Raw genomic sequence first — 15,869 nt, forward strand, 5'->3', positions numbered from 1 at the left:
CCTACGAAGCGTTCAGTTTATTGACTCTAACAACGGTTGGGCCGTTGGCGACAATGCGCTGATCCTCCACACCACGAACGGCGGCGCAACGTGGACGCAGCAGACATCGGCAATCGATAACGATTTGAATCAGGTCTTCATGCGAGACGGTCTTTTCCACCAAGGGAGCGGCTTCGACATCGCCAAACCGCTGGCCGCGCGCGGAGACCCCGGCGAAAAAGCCGGTGAGATAATTCGCCTGCTCATCGCTGAGAGGGAGACCGTTGATGGTGCTGAGAGGCAGGCTGGCAGTGCTCATGGAATCAATAGACGTCGCGCTGGTAGCGCTTTTCGGATTTCAACTTTTGAATGTATTCCGCCGCGGCTTCCTTGCTCAGCCCGCCGGCGCTTTCCGCGACCTGGTGGAGCGCGGCGTCCACGTCCTTCGCCATGCGGCTCGCATCGCCGCAGACGTAGAAGTGGGCGCCGCTGTCCAACCAAGACCAAAGTTCCGCCGCACTCTCGAGCATGCGGTTTTGCACATAGATTTTCTCTGCCTGATCGCGCGAGAAGGCGAGGTCGAGCCGCGCGAGATGGCCATCGGCCGCCCACGCTTCGAGTTGCTCTTGATAGAGATAATCCGTCGACCGCTTTTGATCGCCAAAGAAGAGCCAGTTGCGCCCCTGCGCTCCGGTCGCCCGGCGCTCTTCGAGGAAAGCCCGGAAGGGCGCAATGCCCGTCCCCGGGCCGCACATGATGACGGGTACATCGCCGTTCGCCGGCAGGCGGAAGCCGTGCGAAGTCTGGACGAACACCGGCACGGGTGTGTTGTCCGCGCAACGGTCGGCCAGAAAGGTCGAGCACACACCCTTGCGACCGCGGCCGTAGGCATCGTAGCGAACCGCGGCCACGGTCAGGTGCACTTCGTCGGGGTGCGCCTTGGGACTGGAAGAAATGGAATACAGGCGCGGCTGCAGCTTTTTGAGGAGAGGCATCAATTCCGCCGCTGTGAACGGCTGCGCGAGGCCACTGACCACGTCGATGAGTTCCCGGCCCCACAGCCATTTCTTCAAGTCCTCCTTGCGCGAGGGATCCAGCAGTGCGGCGAGTTCGCCGCCCGCAGCACCGCGCTCCGCAGCCACCTTGAGCAGATCGCTGGCGGGGCGGGTGATGTCGTGATGTTGCGTCAACGCGAGACGCAGCGAGGTCTCGGTGCCATCCGGCGTCTTCACTGCTTCCTCGCCATCGCAATCGAGGATCGAGAGCAATTCACTAACGAGTCCACCGCAATTCGCCGGCAGCACGCCGAGCGCATCACCGGCCTCATAGCTCAAGCCCGAACCGGCGAGCGAAATCTCGTAGTGTCGCACTTCCTTCCCCGAACCGGCGGCGTTGAGCAGACGGTTGGCGAGCAGCCGCGCCGGAAATGGATTCTTCTTCGACCACCCTTGCGGAACCTCCGTGGCCGGGGCGGCGACGGAGGCTTCGCTGGGGATGAGAGCCACACCAGGCAGTGCGGCCTCCGGGGAAGATGAGAGCGCCGCGAAGACTCCATCCGTCCACGCTTTCGCCGGCGTTTCATAGTCGACATCGCAATCGACCCGCGGATGCACCCGCTTTGCGCCGAGCTTCCCGAGACGTTCGTCACAATTTTTTCCAAACTGGCAGAAGGCGGAGTAATTCGTATCGCCCAGCGCGAGCACGGAGTAGTTGAGATGCGCCAGCCGGGGCGCCGTCTCACCCTGGAGGTAATTCCAGAAAGCCTGCGCATTGTCCGGCGGATCGCCGTCCCCGTAGGTGCTCGTGATCACGAGCACGTTCTGCTCGCTGGCGAGGTCGACCGTTTCATACTTCGCCATGTCGACCACCTTGGGTGCGAAGCCGCGCTTCTCGGCTTCCTTCGAGGTTTTCTTCGCGAGCACTTCCGCAGTCCCCGTCTGGCTGCCGAAAAAGACAACCAAGGGTTTCGGGGGCATCGCCGGCGCGGCGTTGAGACCCGCCATGGCGCGCTCCGCGGCGCTGGCGTCGGAAAATAATCCGGCGAGATAGCCGTTGAGCCAGAGGCGCTGTTCCGGGGAGAACGGAGCGTTTTCCGGAATAAACGGGATCTTGTTCATGTCAGTGGTGCCACAGTTTCGCGAGGAGATAGAGAGTGACCGCGAGCAGGAGGAAGAAGCCGGCCTGGTAAAAGCGCAGGGCGTTGAATTGCGCACCCGCCGACTGCTGGTAGAACGGCTCGACCTTCGCCGGGTGGGCGAGGTCAAAGGCGACTTCGGAATAGTGCTGGTAGCGTCGTTCCGGATCGACCGCCAGCGCCCGCAGAATCAAGGATTCCAGCCAAGGCGGCAAATTCGGATTTAACCGCGTGGGCGCCTTCGCCTGGTGGAAGACCGGGGTCTGGAAACGCTCAATCTCTCCGTAGGGAAACGCGCGCGTCAGCGCTTCGTAGAGCGTGACCCCGATGGCGAAAACTTCCGTCCGCTCGGAAATCGGGGCGTTGTGAAACCGCTCCGGGGCGAGATAGCTCGCGGTGCCGGCGCGCGAGGTGATCGAGAAAATCTCCGTGGCGCTCCCCAGGTCCACGAGCTTGAAACTCAGCCGATCGTAACCGGTGACGACGAGGATGTTCTCCGGTTTGACATCGCCGTGCACGAGATCGAACCGCAGGAGATGCTGCGAGGCTTCGACCAGGAATTTACCGAGCGCCACCGCTTCATCCACGGCCAGCGGGCGTGCTTTCAGGAGGCTGCGCAGGCTCGGGGCCTCGACGAATTCCATCACGTAGTAATGGGCGGTCCGCTTCTCCGGCACCAAGGCCTCCACGAAGAACTCCGCGCGCAACCGGGTGGCGTTCCACGTTTCCTTGATGAACTGCTGCAGCACCACCTCGCTGTCGCGGGCTTCCAGGGGGGCGAACTTCAGCGTCCAGCGCTGGCCGTCCTTCGTCGCGAGCCACACACGGTCGCTGTGCTGAAAAGGGCGGACGAGTTCGTAGCCGTCCACGACATCACCCTTCTGCAATCCTTCAGGAATAGGGAGCGGGAGCTGACTCACGGCGCGCAGCTTACCAGTCTCGGCGATATCAATCACGATCGCACTCATGTCATCGAGTTGCTCGGACGTCGCGACTGACCGCGCATGCTGCACAATGGCGCGGGCCGCGGAGTGCTGGGCGAGACGATGGCCGAGATCTGCGTCGTCGAGCACGTTGGAGACCCCGTCGGAGCAGAGGAAGGCGACGTCGCCGTCGGAGAGCTCGCGCTCGAAACAGTATGGCTCGACTTCCGGAGCGAGGCCGATGGCGCGCCGCAGGACGTGTTTCATCTCCGCGTCCACGTGATCTTCCGAGAGCTGCGCCAGCCGGCCGCCTCGCGAGAGATAGACCCGCGAGTCGCCGACATTCAGGCCGAAGAGCCGGTTGCCTTCGATCACCGCCACCGAGAGCGTGGAGACCATTTCCGGTCCATCGTGATGCAGCAACGATTCGTGGTGCAACGTGCGGTTGATGAGACGCGTAAATTCGCTCAGCGCTTTTTGCGGGCTCCACGATTCCGGGCGCGCCGCATAGTTGTTGACCAGCGATTCGACAATGCGCAGGGAGGCTTCGCGGCCGCGCCGCGCCGCGCCAGTGCCATCGGCGAGGACGGCGATCACCGTCTCGTCCCAGGCTTTCACGGCAAAAGCATCTTCCGTTTCCTTGCCATCGCGCGGGAGGCCGTAGCTGGTCAGGCTCACCTTCATTCAGATACGCGCATTGGCCGCGGCGCCCCACGTGGTGCGCCAGCGGGTTTTCACGAGGCCCAGTCCGCAGATCGCCAGGAGGCAGAGCGCGGCAAAAACGAAGAAGCCCGGGGCATAGGAGCCGGTGTAGCCCTTGGCCATGCCCAGCGAACTCGCGAGATAGAAGCCACCCACGCCACCGCCCGCCCCCACGAGGCCGGTCATGACACCGATGTCCTTGCCGAAGCGCTGCGGCAGCAATTGAAAGACGGCGCCGTTCGCCATGCCCAGCGCGCCGGAGGCGATGAGGAAGGTCAGCACGTTGTAGTTGAGATTGTGGACCAGCGGGCTGGCGACCACCGCCAGCCCGGCCACCGCGTAGAACGTGTACAGCGAACGGATGCCGCCGATGCGATCCGCCATCGCTCCGCCCACGGGCCGAAGCACTGCGCCGACAAAGGTGCACAGCGCGGCGAAATCCCCGGCCTGCACGGGCGTAAGGCCGTACTCGCCCTTAAAATAGAGCACATAGCTGCTCGCCAGGCCCACGAACCCGCCGAAGCTAACCGTGTAATAAAAGCAGAACCAATGGGCGTCCTTGTCCTTGAGCAGATTGAAGTAATCCGCGAGGCGCTTCTTTTTCACCTCCACCTGAGCTTCGCGCGAAAATGCCACGTAGATCACGAGCACGAGCACCGCTGGGATGATCGCCAGGCCAAAGACACTCTTCCAGCCGTAGGCGGCGGCGAGCCGCGGTGCGAACAAGCTGTCGAGCACCACGCCGACATTCCCGGCGCCCGCGAGCCCCATGACGACACCCTGCATATTCGGCGGGTACCAACGGCCCGCTTGCGGCAATGCCACCGCGAAGCTCGCCCCACCAAAGCCCAGGACGATGCCCATGAGGAGTGCAGCCTGATAGCTGGGCAATCCGACGATATAGGCGCACGCCAGGCCGGCGATGACGATGAGTTGCGCAATGATCCCGGTATTCTTGGCGCCGATGCGATCGACCAGCAGACCGAGCACGATCCGCAGGACCGCGCCCGAAAGGATCGGCACCGCGACCATGAAGCCCTTTTGCTCGGGTAAAAGATGCAGCGCCTCGCCGATCTGCGCGCCGAGCGGACCGAGCACGGTCCAGACCATGAAACTGAAATCGAAGTAGAGAAACGCAGTGAGCAAGGTGGGCCAGTGGCCGGAGCTTTTGAGATCGGAGAATTTCAAATTGGGCAGTTGGTTGGAATTGAACAGTCTGGCCGGTGCGCCAGACGCCCGAGCCTTTAGCTCTGGGCGTGCCAGTTACGTCGCCGAGCTTGCGAAATACAGTTCATAGTCTTCATCAGCATCATGAATACCATTCATAACTGGGCGATGCCTCTCATTTCAGGGGCTTTACAGCGCCGCCACCGCTCCCCAAGTGGGCCGCCGAAATCTTCCTTCCCTGTTTTCCCATCTGAAAACAACCCCGGGCGACACTCCCAAGACAGTTCGACCGTGGCGTCTTTTGCGCAAGCTGGCGATGCGGATTGCACAAAAAGAACCGCCGCTCCGGTAGAAAAACCGGAACGGCGGCTCGGGGAGTGAAGCGGACTGTGCTTAGAATTTGAACATCGCCTGCACGTAACCGAAGTCCGCGTCATCGTGCGCGCCGGTGTCCTGCAAATAGTTCCCCGCGAAGAAGTGGGCATAGCCGCCTTGAATTTGGAGATACTTCTTCACGTTCCAGGTGAGGATGACATCGACCTCCGATCCCTGGTAGTTCCCGGCGTCCTGCGCGGCCGCGTTCAACGGACGGACCGTACCGAGTCCATTGGAGCGATACCAGGCATCGTTATTGTTGGCCAACCAGTGGGCGTAGTAGTCGACCTGCGCGGTGAGCGATTTCGTGGGCTTCACGCTGAAGCTCACGTGGGTGTCCTGCATGCTCTGCCACGAGAACAGGTCCATGATCCCGTAAAACTTGTGGTTCGTCGGGAAGAGATTTTGGAAAGTTCCGATGTCTCCGCTGGCCAGATTGTCGTCGCCCGAGGCATAGTTGTATTCCACGAAAATGCGCGGCTTCCAGGCCACGTCGAGGAAGTTGTAACCGACGCCCGCATTGACGGCGAAAGCGTTCAGGTTGAGATCCCGCACCTTGCCCACCTGCCAGGCGAACTCACCGGAATACTCCCAGCCATGCAGCTTTTTCGGATCCCCTTTGATGAGGGTGCCGAGCGTCACGAAATCGCTGCGTTCGAGGAGTGAGCCTTTCGGCAGCGCCGTGGCGAGTGTGCCTTGGGCGTAGCCCACGTTGCCATTGGCCTGGTCGAGCACGAACGAATAGAAATCCCACGTTCCAAAGGGCAGCGAATCGAGGGAGAGGTAAGCGCCGCTGAGGACCAGGTCGCGATTCGTCTCGTTGCCGTTGAACAGATCGGACTGGTCGTATTTGCTGCGCGTGATGATCGCCGGGGTGGCCGAAAAGGCTTCGAGGGAAAAGCCGTGCCCCTTGTAGATGACCTTGGCGGCGTCAAACGTCCGCGCGTAGTTCGTCCAGTCCGAAACACCGATGAGACGTTCGTCACCGTAGGACAATTCCTGGCGGCCGACCTTGATGCCCCATGGGCATTTCTCGTAGTTGCTAATCTCGATATACGCCTGGCGCAGATCGAACGCATCGTCGCCTTCCGCTCCCGACGCACCGGGGTTGAGTGGCCGCCGACTGTTGATCTCCCGCACGTCCTGACCCTGGGCATAGATCTTCAACCACTCGACTGGCTTGATCACCACGCCGATCCGGAAGCGCTGCTCAAACCAATTGCCATCGGTGATCGCCCGGACGCCGCTGTTGAAGTCAAAGTTATTGCTCCGGTTTTCCCAGCGGAGACGTTCCTGGAGATCGAAGACGACTTTTCCGTCGAAGAAGCTCAGCGGGTTCTTCTCGGGCGCTTGCTCGACGATGGTCTTGTCGACGGTGGATTTGATTTCCGCTCCGGCGAAAGAAGACGCGAGGCTGCCGGCCAGCAGGGCTGCCGCCGCCAGTAGTCCTCCGCCCTTTTGGGGTAGGTGAAATCGTTTGCTCATGGTGGATAGGGGTAAGCCGCGAAGATGCTCCTGCGCGCGATTGGGTTGGCTGGGAGGGAGGCCGTGAACATCCGGGAGGGATTGAATGGAAACATCGATATCAACGGATTCACCTGAAGTAGAGCATTTTACGTGGCTTTCCAAAAAATCCGCCTGAAGCCAGGCCGTCGCATGGAGCCGGATAGCCATCCCAAACAAAGCAGAAAGCGGCCTCCCTACCCAAACTGGCTACACCAACGCTTGGGAATGGACACCGCTTTGACCCATTCTTTTGTTTTCCCGATCAAACATGGTCCCACGGAAAGAGCCGGTGCCTGGGGAAAGGCACCGACTCAGTCCGGGACCAAGAAAACGCTAGAAGGAGATCGTCGCCTGAACGTAGCCGAAATCGGCATCGTCGTGGGCGCCTGTATCCTTCAGATAGCTGCCAACGAAGAAGTGGCTGTAGCCTGCTTCGAGCGCCACGTTCTTCGTAACGTTCCATCGCGCCATGAAGTCAACCTCCGAGCCCGCATAGGTATTGGCGTTCCGAGCCAGCCCGTTTAGCGGACGCACCGCCGTCGTCCCGTTGGCGCGATACCACACGTCTTCATTGCTCGCGAGCCAGAACGCATGGAACTCCGCTTTGAGCGAAACCGACTTGAGCGGCTGCGCTTTCACACTGACTTCCAGGTCATGCATGTTCTGCCAGGCGAACACGTCCATCTGGCCGTAGAACTTGTGATTCGTCGGAAAGAGGTTCTGGAATGTCTCGATCTTGTTGTCGGCAGGATCCGAATCGCCGGACGCGTAGTTATAGGCAACGCCCAGTCGCGGCCGCCACGGCACATCGAATGTGTACCCTATGCCGCCATGCACCGCGAACGCCGTCAGATCCAGCCCGCGAACCTTGCCCGTCTGGAAGGCACCCTCTGCATCGTAATCGAACCCCACCGGCTTCTTCGGTGGAAGCGGCACTGGCCCGGATTTGCCATCGGCGACGGCCTTGTCGTCGGGCGCCGGCGCCGGAGGCTGCGGCGCAAAAGCACCAGGGGTTGATTTCACGCGGAAGCCGAGGGTGAAGAAGTTCGTATCCCCATTAACCGCGGGCAAATACTGCGGGTTGTCATTTTCGTGCAGGTGCAGCACGTAGAGGTCCGTGGTCTGGACCGACACTGCCGTCGTGCTGAAATACAGGCCGCTGAAGACCTGCGCGCGGTGATTTTCGGTCCCATTGACAAAGTCGGACTGATCGTATTTTCCGCGCGTGGGCACGACCACAGTCGACGCGAAGGCATCGAGCCACCAGTCTTTCGCCTCCCAGCGGAGTTTCGCCGCATCGAACGTGCGTCCGATGTTGTTCCAGTCGAACGCTCCGATGAGTCGCTCGTCACCATAGATCAGGGTTTGACGGCCAACCTTCAGCGAGAGCGGGAATTCCTTGGTGTTTCCGATTTCGATGTAACCCTGGCGCAGATCAAAGGCGTCGTCGCCTTCGGCTCCAAGCTGACCGGGAATGTCCGGTCGATCAGAATTGATCTCGCGAGAATCCTGACCCTGTGCATAAAGCTTGATCCAAGGAGCCGGCTTGATCATGACGCCAATCCGGAAACGTTGGAGAAACCAGTTGTCGTCGGTCAGCGAACGGACCGCGGAGTTGAAGTCGAAGTTATTCTCGCGGATTTCCCAGCGAAAACGCTCCTGCAGATCGAACACCACTTTCCCGTCGAAAAAGCTCAGCGGATTGGACTCCGGGGCTTTTTCGATTACACTCTTTTCGCTGGTGGATTTGATTTCTGTCTCTCCCGCAAAGGAGGAGACGAGACCGCTGGCCAGGAGGGCTGCCGCAAACAGCCCTCCGCTTTTTTTAGGAAGGGAAGTAGTTCGTTGATACATCATTGGGTTGTTTTCAAACACGAAGATGCTCCTTCGCATGATTGCTGTGCTGTTTGACCTGCGAGCATGCAGGCCGAGTAAATCTTCATGGGAGCATTACCGCCATTGCCTCTGCGGGCGGATGCTGGTGCGCCTTGAATTCCAGGAAGTGGATGAGTTGCTCGCGGAGCACGTAATAATCGGGATGCTCCATGACTGACTTCCGATCACGAGGACGCGGAAACTTCACTTCCATGACTTCGCCAATGCCGGCCTCCGGTCCATCCGTCATGCAGATGATGCGGTCGCTCAGGTAGAGGGCCTCGTCCACGTCGTGGGTGACCATCATCGCGGTCGTCTTCTCGCGGCGCCACAGTTGCAGGAGCACCTCCTGTAGTTCGTAGCGCGTGAGTGAATCGAGCATGCCAAACGGTTCGTCGAGCAGGAGCATCTTCGGCGCGAGGGCGAACGCACGGGCGATGCCGACCCGCTGCCTCATCCCTTGGGAAAGCTCTTTCGGCGTCTTGTGCATCGAATCGCCGAGCCCCACCAGAGCAAGGTAATACTCCGCGATCTGTTCGCGCTCGATCTTGGCGGCCGTGTAAAAGACCTGATCGACTCCGAGCATTACGTTTTCCTTGGCGGTCATCCACGGGAGAAGTGACGGGGACTGAAAGACGACACCCCGATCGGGACCCGGTCCCACGAGTTCTTTGCCCGCGAGAATGATCGCCCCCTCGCTGATCGAGCTGAGTCCCGCAACCATCATCAGAATCGTTGATTTCCCGCAGCCTGAGTGGCCGATGACGGTGACAAACTCACCTCGGCGGAATTTAAAATCCACGTCCTTGACAATGACCGCCCTTCCCTTTGGCGATGGGTAGCTTTTCGTCAGTTTGGAAAGTTCGAGATACGCGACGTCACTCACGGGTCACCTCCACGGTCTCTCGCTTTTCCTCACTGCGCCGGCGCGGTCGGCGTCTGTTCTCGAAGGGCATCCTTCGTTTGTCCAGATCCTCCGGAATCAAATCCGGAAGCACGAGTTTCATGCTCATGGCGACCTTGCGCTTATCCGTCGCCTTGAGCAGATAGTCGATCACTTCGTTGCGCGTCTGTTTGAAATCGTAGTTTTGATTGATCGCCGTACGGGCGCGCGGCCGCGGGATCGTCACGGGAATGGAAGGCCCCAGCGTGGCCCGCGGCCCGGCGGTCAGCGGAATGACGCGGTCGGCCAGCAAGATTGCTTCGTCCGGGTCGTTCGTAATCAGGACGACCGTCTTCTTATCCTCCTGGCAGATGCGATTGATCTCGTCTCGCAAGTTGGCCCGCGTCAGAGCGTCGAGTGCGCTAAGCGGCTCGTCGAGAAGGAGAATCGCCGGCTGGAGCGCCAGTGCCCGCGCGACAGAGACGCGCTGCCGCATGCCGCCCGAAAGCTCACTCGGAAGTTTTTTCGCCGCCGGCGTGAGGTTGACCATCGCGATGTTTTTCTCGATGTGACTGCGGCACCGTTCTGCCGTCCATTGCGGGAATACCTGATCCACCGCGAGGGCAATATTTTCATACACCGTGAGCCAGGGCAGCAGACTGTAGTTTTGAAAAACGATCCCTCGATCAGGGCCCGGTCCATCCACGTCTTTGCCATTGAGTTTCACGGTGCCGGAGTCCGGCGTGGTCAACCCAGCAAGGAGCGACATCAGGGTCGTTTTACCCGCGCCGGAGTAGCCAATGATCGCCACGAACTCGCCCGCCTCGATCTCGAGATTGATGTCTTCCAGTATTTCCACCCGACCCTTGCCGGAGCCGAAACCTTTGCAGACGTTATTAACTACGAGGAGTGACATCTGTTTAGACGGTTTTAAAGCGGCCCTCGATGGCGCTCATCAGGCGGTCGAGCACGAAGCCGACAATACCGATGGTCAAGATGGACAGGACGATGTGGGCATAGTTCAGCGCGTTGTACTCCTGCCACAGAAACCCGCCGATCCCGGGTTTCCCGGTGAGCATCTCCGCCGCGACGATAACCAGCCAGGCGATGCCGAGAGACAAGCGGAAGCCCGTGAACATATAGGGCAATGTCGCCGGCAGCATGATCTTGAAGAGCGTCTTGCTCCTGGAGAGCTTCAGCACCCGGGCGACGTTCAAATAGTCCTGCGGGATGGCGCGCACTCCTACGGCTGTGTTCAGCACCGTCGGCCACATCGAACATATCGCGATGGTGAAAATGGCCGCGAGATCGGAGGCCGTGTAAGTCAATGCGGTGCCGGGAAAGTTGACCTTCGCACCTAGGAACAGGACCATCCCCAGCGGCAGCCATGCGAGCGGGGAGACAGGACGCAACACTTGGAAAATCGGGTCGAACATTTTCGAAAAAGTCTTCGACAACCCCAGGAAAAAGCCCAGCGGCGTGGCGACAAGCAACGAGATGGCGTAACCCTGTACGACCAGCGTAAGCGAGAGCCACGTGAAACGCAGGATGCCCTGGTCAAGTTCGCCGCGTTTCGCGAAGGGCTGCGTGATGTAAAGTTTGCTCTTCTCCCACGTCTCTCCGGGCGAAGGCAGATCGCTGGAGATTCCTGTGCGGACGACCTTGGTCATTTTGTCACCGAAGTCGTCGACATAGGTGCTCTTGGTTTCCTTACCCGCGATGATCGCCCAGAGCAGAATACAAACGGCGACTCCGATGGCGGGTAGAATGAGCCAGTCGATTTTTTTGATGAAGGATTCGTTCATGTAGGCGGGTCAGTTTTTCCGGAGGGCAGTGATTTGAAATGACGCGGCGTATTCCTCCGGCTCGGAGGGCTCGAAAGTATTTCCATCGAAGAGTGTGTCCGGCGCGAAGTCCGCACCGCCAGGCGTGACGCCCAGTTCCTTCAGCGCCGCGTCGTAAAAATCGGGCCGCATGACGCGCCCAGCCACGCCAAGGTACTCTGGGATTTCGGTCAGCATGCGCCAGCGGCGAAATTGGGCGAGCCACCAGACGGCATATTTCGCCTGCGGGTAGTTGGCATTTCGTGCGGCGAAAGTCGGCCCGCGAAGTTCGGCAACCGTACGGCCATTACCACAGTCCACCGTGCCGCCGAGTCGCTCGGCAACCAATTGCGGGGCCACTCCCACGTACGCCGAATCGGAAAGCAGCGTGACCAGTTCCGCGCGATTCGCCGGGTCGTCACACCACAGGCTCGCCTCGTAGATGGCCCGGAGTGCCGCTTTTACCGAATTGGGATTGGTCTCGGCGAACTCCTCGGCGAAGGCCAGCACTTTCTCCGGATGATCCGGCCAGATCTGTTCCGATAGGATTGCCGTATAGCCCAACTCCACGGCGACGGCACGCGCATTCCACGGTTCACCGACGCAAAAGCCATCCATGCGCTGCGAGCGCATGTTGGCCACCATCTGCGGTGGCGGAATGGTAATCAGCGCCACGTCGCGATCCGGATCAATGCCGCCGGCCGCGAGCCAGTAGCGCAACCACATCGCGTGCGTGCCGGGACCGAGTGTCATGCCAAAGACCAGCGGGCGCCCCTTGTCGCGACATTCGATCGCACGCGGCCGCAGCTCTTTCGGCGTGGCGCCGATTGTTCCGCTGTGTTTCATGCTCAACGTGATAGCCTGGCCGTTGCGACTCAGAATCCAAGGAATGATCAGCGGCTTCTGCTCAGTGCCGAGTCTGCCCACGGCCGCGGCCACGGGCATCCCGAAGAGCATGTGGGCCGCCTGTGCCTCACCGGTCATCAAGGCGTCCCGACAGGAGGTCCAACTCGTAAACTTCGAGATGGCCGATTCGATGCCATGCTTCGCGAAGAGGCACCGTTCGTGGGCCACGACAATCGGTGCACAATCCGTCAGTGGCAGAATCCCAAAGGTTAGTTTTCTCAGTTCCGGCGCACCGCTCGCATAGACGCCTCCCAGCCACGCACTGGGCAATAGTGAAGAGAGATCAAGCGAGGCGCCCGGCGGCGAGCTCGGCGGCGAGAGGCGACGCCCCCCGAGTCCGGCCCTGCCCGAGCCGTTTATTTGCATGGATGAACTCGCAGCTCCCATCCGTTTAGCCTTTTACGCTGTTGATCGGAAAGCCTTTGGCGTAGGCTTCGAGATCGCCTTTCGGGTCGAATTTCACGCCGTCGAAGAGCGTCTCCGCACTGTCGTCGGGTCCGAGGTGTTTATACCCGATTTCTTTCATCGCCTCCTCATAAATATCGGCGCGCATCACCTGCTTGGCGACGCCCGCGTAATCCGGCGCGCCGTCCACCATGCCCCAGCGCCGGAATTGCGTGAGCCACCACTTGGCATATTTGGCCTGCGGGTAATTGCAATTTCGCTGGCTGAAAATCATATAGTTCGGGTCCTTCAATTTCCGACCGTCTCCGTAAAGATATTTGCCCTGCAAGCGGCTTAGGATGACGTCTTCCGGACAACCAATATAGGTCGGCGAGGCGACGATCTTCGCCTGCTCGGGACGGTTCTCCATCACGTCGAGCCACACGCTCGCCTCGTGCAGAGCCTTGAGCACGGCTTTCACAGTCTTGGGATTCTTGTCCGCAAACTCCGCGGTGAATGCGCACACCTTTTCCGGATGATCCTTCCAGATCCCCTGGGTGTTGATGCTCGTGAATCCCACGTCTTCCGCAATCGTCCGCGCATTCCAGGGTTCGCCCACGCAGAAGCCGTCCATCTTTCCGGCCTTCATGTTCGACACCATTTGCGGCGGGGGGACGGTGATGAGAGCCACGTCGGTATCGGGATTGATGCCGCCAGCCGCCAGATAGTAACGCATCCACATCGCGTGTGTCCCGGGCGGAAAGGTCATCGCAAAAGTCAGCGGCGCGCCCGCCTTCTTTGCCTCTTCCACAAAGGGTTTCAGCGCCTTTGGATCGTCGGTGACCTTGCCTTTATACTTGTTCGCCAGCGAGATCGACTGACCATTGCGATTGATGAGCCACGGGGCGATCATCGGCTTCTTCGGTGAACCCAGGAGCCCCATCGTGCTCGCGATGGGCATCCCGATCAGCATGTGCGTGGCCTGGATGTCGCCATTCGACAGGGAGTCGCGGATGGCCGCCCAATTCGCACCTTTGCTCACCACCGAATTGATTCCGTATTTCTTGAAAAGCCCTTTCTCGTGCGCAATCACGATCGACGAGCAATCGGTCAGGGCGATAATGCCGAATTTCACGTCGGCCGTTTCCGGCGCGTCACTCGCAAAGGCCGAGCCGACCCACCCCTTGGGCAGTCCCGCAAAAAGGGCGGCGGCTCCGATTCCCTTGGTAGTGGCGGATAGGAAACGGCGGCGACTGACGATCGAAACGGATTTCTTGTTCATGTGCGGGCGGCTGTCAGTTGAAAGGCCTGCGGCCAGACGACCGAGGGAGCTTTCCATGTATGGTAGTTTCAATTTGGACTAAGATTTAATGTTCAACGGCTCGGGCAGAACCACGGCAGGTTCCGCAATGAGCTCCGTGCGTGCCATTCAAGCGCGTATTCGAATCAAACCCAATTCATACTCCTAATGTGTTCAATGAAACTTATTCATGTCGAAGAAATGTCCCTGCGCCTCCCTCATTTACGTGGCGTGGACAATGTTTTAACGGCTCGTCGATTTCTCGAATCCCACCGCCATGAGCACGATCCAGCTGGCGAAATCTCCCCCGCCACCCAGCCGTCGATGTCCCCTTTAGCTCAAGGTGGCCACCTTTAATGCTCAGAACGGAACAGTCGCAGCCCTGTCGACCAGATCGATCTAATCTGGCTTCGCGAGACGCCCCGCTTCCTCGAAAAGGTCGGCTCGAAACCAATCCGCCGCCCGATCTTCAGGAATCAGGGTTGGGTCTTTGACGACACCGCTGGCCAGGAGATTGCGAATAATCCAGATGGCCTTGTCGCCACTCGGTTCATTCACGCCCTCGCCGGCAAAGAGATGAAAGTTGGAATGCTTCTCGATGCGGCCGTTTCCATAATCATATGTTCCCGCCATGCTCATGCGCAGGGCCTGGATGGACACGCCGACAAACTCGAGTTGGGCCAGCGTTTCCATAATCCGCTCCCGGTTTTCCGGGCGGGCACAAAACCCGCACGCCTCGCGGAGGGCCGCGATGAGCAATAGATGCTCACCCGCGAACTGTTTCGCATAATCGCTGCGCACCATGAGGACTTTTTCCGGATGCCGCGGCGCGATCTCTTCACTCGTCGCCACGGACCAACCCGTCTTGCTCAGCACGGCTAGGGAATTCCAGGGCTCGCCGACGCAATAGCCATCGAGGTGTCCGGCCTTGAGATTGGCATGCACCTGCGCCGGCGGAACGACGACAATCCTGACATCGCGGTCCGGCTCGATCCGATAGGTGCGCAACCACTGGCGCAATAGAAGATTGTGCGCGGAGTATGTATGCACGACGCCCAGAGTGAGGAAATCATCGCCATGGGTGATCGCGCGCCGCAGCGTCATCCCATCGCGCACCCCTTTCTTCCAGAGTTCCTGCGAAAGGGTAACCGCATTGCCGTTCAGATTGAAGACCAATCCGGTCAGGCATTCCACTTGGATGGAACCCAACCCGCAGCTCGCCGCGACCACCAGGCCGGCCGGGGCGTGGGCCGCTTCCAGTTCACCGTAGATGATCTTGTCGCGAATCGTGGCCCAGCCCACTTCGCGGGACAGTTCCACGTGAAGCCCATATTTCGCGTAGAGACCCAACTCCTGCGCCATGATGATCGGCGCGCTGTCCGACAAAGCTACGAAGCCGAGGCGGATGGGACGGGACTGGACGGATGCTTTCAATGGCGTGTGGCGGCGCAGAGGCCTGGCTCTCGGGTTGTTCAGCGTTCTGCGTGCCATGGATTGATGATGAAACTAAGAAAGGACTTTTAACTTTTCTATGAATGCGATGAATTTCGTTCATTCATGTCGCAACCGCTGGATAGCAGACAACTGCGGGCCTTTTCAATCCTCGCGCGCACCGGAAGTTTCACCGAGACCGCCCAGGAACTGCACCTCTCCCAATCGGCGATCAGCCATTCGATGAAGGCCCTCGAGCAGGAAATCGGCTGTCGCCTTTTGGACAGGATGGGCAAAACGGTCGTGCTCACGCAGGCTGGGGAACAGCTCCTCATCAGCGCCCAACGCATCCTCGAAGAGATGGAATCCGCGCGCGCGCAACTCGGGCACCTGGGCAAATGGGGCAGCAGCCGGCTGCGCATCGGCGCCAGCACCACGGCCTGCCAGCATGTGCTGCCGGCGGTCTTGCGCGAGTTCAAGG

General features: G+C 59.9%; 12 protein-coding genes. 1 reads left to right on the forward strand and 11 read right to left on the reverse strand.

What is annotated here, in order from left to right:
• Nucleotides 1-302 precede the first annotated feature (302 nt).
• The 11 genes from ABJF10_RS19595 to ABJF10_RS19645 all read right to left on the reverse strand — a co-directional run bounded on the left by ABJF10_RS19595 (nt 303) and on the right by ABJF10_RS19645 (nt 15,391).
• Nucleotides 303-2,096: a sulfite reductase subunit alpha gene (locus tag ABJF10_RS19595; protein WP_348546297.1), complete on the reverse strand. Its 1,794-nt coding sequence runs from the start codon at nt 2,094-2,096 to the stop codon at nt 303-305.
• A gap of 1 nt (nt 2,097) precedes the next feature.
• Complete coding sequence (locus ABJF10_RS19600; RefSeq protein WP_348546298.1) at nt 2,098-3,720, reverse strand: bifunctional protein-serine/threonine kinase/phosphatase; 1,623 nt, start codon at nt 3,718-3,720, stop codon at nt 2,098-2,100.
• The gene (locus ABJF10_RS19605; protein ID WP_348546299.1) at nt 3,721-4,926 is read right to left on the reverse strand and encodes an MFS transporter; all 1,206 of its coding nucleotides are present in this window, start codon (nt 4,924-4,926) and stop codon (nt 3,721-3,723) included.
• A gap of 372 nt (nt 4,927-5,298) precedes the next feature.
• Nucleotides 5,299-6,765: an alginate export family protein gene (locus tag ABJF10_RS19610; protein WP_348546300.1), complete on the reverse strand. Its 1,467-nt coding sequence runs from the start codon at nt 6,763-6,765 to the stop codon at nt 5,299-5,301.
• Nucleotides 6,766-7,119: 354 nt separating this feature from the next.
• Nucleotides 7,120-8,661 (reverse strand): alginate export family protein, encoded by a 1,542-nt coding sequence (locus tag ABJF10_RS19615; RefSeq protein ID WP_348546301.1) that lies wholly within the window; start codon nt 8,659-8,661, stop codon nt 7,120-7,122.
• A 64-nt stretch (nt 8,662-8,725) separates the two neighbouring features.
• Nucleotides 8,726-9,547: an ABC transporter ATP-binding protein gene (locus ABJF10_RS19620; protein ID WP_348546302.1), complete on the reverse strand. Its 822-nt coding sequence runs from the start codon at nt 9,545-9,547 to the stop codon at nt 8,726-8,728.
• Nucleotides 9,540-10,460 carry an ABC transporter ATP-binding protein gene (locus tag ABJF10_RS19625; RefSeq protein ID WP_348546303.1) on the reverse strand — a complete coding sequence of 307 codons (921 nt, stop codon included), beginning with the start codon at nt 10,458-10,460 and terminating at the stop codon, nt 9,540-9,542. The genes ABJF10_RS19620 and ABJF10_RS19625 overlap by 8 nt, the downstream gene beginning before the upstream one ends.
• Before the next feature lie 4 nt (nt 10,461-10,464).
• Nucleotides 10,465-11,349 carry a nitrate ABC transporter permease gene (gene ntrB / locus ABJF10_RS19630; RefSeq protein ID WP_348546304.1) on the reverse strand — a complete coding sequence of 295 codons (885 nt, stop codon included), beginning with the start codon at nt 11,347-11,349 and terminating at the stop codon, nt 10,465-10,467.
• 9 nt (nt 11,350-11,358) lie between these two features.
• Entirely contained in the window at nt 11,359-12,660 is a 1,302-nt protein-coding gene (locus tag ABJF10_RS19635) for a CmpA/NrtA family ABC transporter substrate-binding protein (protein ID WP_348546305.1), read from the reverse strand.
• 4 nt (nt 12,661-12,664) lie between these two features.
• Nucleotides 12,665-13,939, reverse strand: a complete 1,275-nt coding sequence (locus ABJF10_RS19640) for a CmpA/NrtA family ABC transporter substrate-binding protein (protein ID WP_348546306.1) — start codon at nt 13,937-13,939, stop codon at nt 12,665-12,667.
• Nucleotides 13,940-14,356: 417 nt separating this feature from the next.
• Nucleotides 14,357-15,391 (reverse strand): CmpA/NrtA family ABC transporter substrate-binding protein, encoded by a 1,035-nt coding sequence (locus tag ABJF10_RS19645; protein ID WP_348546307.1) that lies wholly within the window; start codon nt 15,389-15,391, stop codon nt 14,357-14,359.
• A gap of 123 nt (nt 15,392-15,514) precedes the next feature.
• Between ABJF10_RS19645 and ABJF10_RS19650 the strand changes: the two genes are divergently transcribed.
• The coding region (locus ABJF10_RS19650; protein ID WP_348546308.1) for a LysR family transcriptional regulator at nt 15,515-15,869 on the forward strand (355 nt) is incomplete at its 3' end.

The sequence above is a fragment of the Chthoniobacter sp. genome (assembly GCF_040003245.1).
In the GTDB taxonomy this organism is placed as follows: domain Bacteria; phylum Verrucomicrobiota; class Verrucomicrobiia; order Chthoniobacterales; family Chthoniobacteraceae; genus Chthoniobacter.

Excerpts from the sequence above, each read along its gene's own strand:
- ABJF10_RS19635 (WP_348546305.1), bottom strand. The coding sequence starts at position 12,660 with ATGGGAGCTGCGAGTTCATCCATGCAAATAAACGGCTCGGGCAGGGCC.
- ABJF10_RS19600 (WP_348546298.1), bottom strand. The coding sequence starts at position 3,720 with ATGAAGGTGAGCCTGACCAGCTACGGCCTCCCGCGCGATGGCAAGGAA.
- ABJF10_RS19640 (WP_348546306.1), bottom strand. The coding sequence starts at position 13,939 with ATGAACAAGAAATCCGTTTCGATCGTCAGTCGCCGCCGTTTCCTATCC.
- ABJF10_RS19625 (WP_348546303.1), bottom strand. The coding sequence starts at position 10,460 with ATGTCACTCCTCGTAGTTAATAACGTCTGCAAAGGTTTCGGCTCCGGC.
- ABJF10_RS19595 (WP_348546297.1), bottom strand. The coding sequence starts at position 2,096 with ATGAACAAGATCCCGTTTATTCCGGAAAACGCTCCGTTCTCCCCGGAA.
- ntrB (WP_348546304.1), bottom strand. The coding sequence starts at position 11,349 with ATGAACGAATCCTTCATCAAAAAAATCGACTGGCTCATTCTACCCGCC.
- ABJF10_RS19610 (WP_348546300.1), bottom strand. The coding sequence starts at position 6,765 with ATGAGCAAACGATTTCACCTACCCCAAAAGGGCGGAGGACTACTGGCG.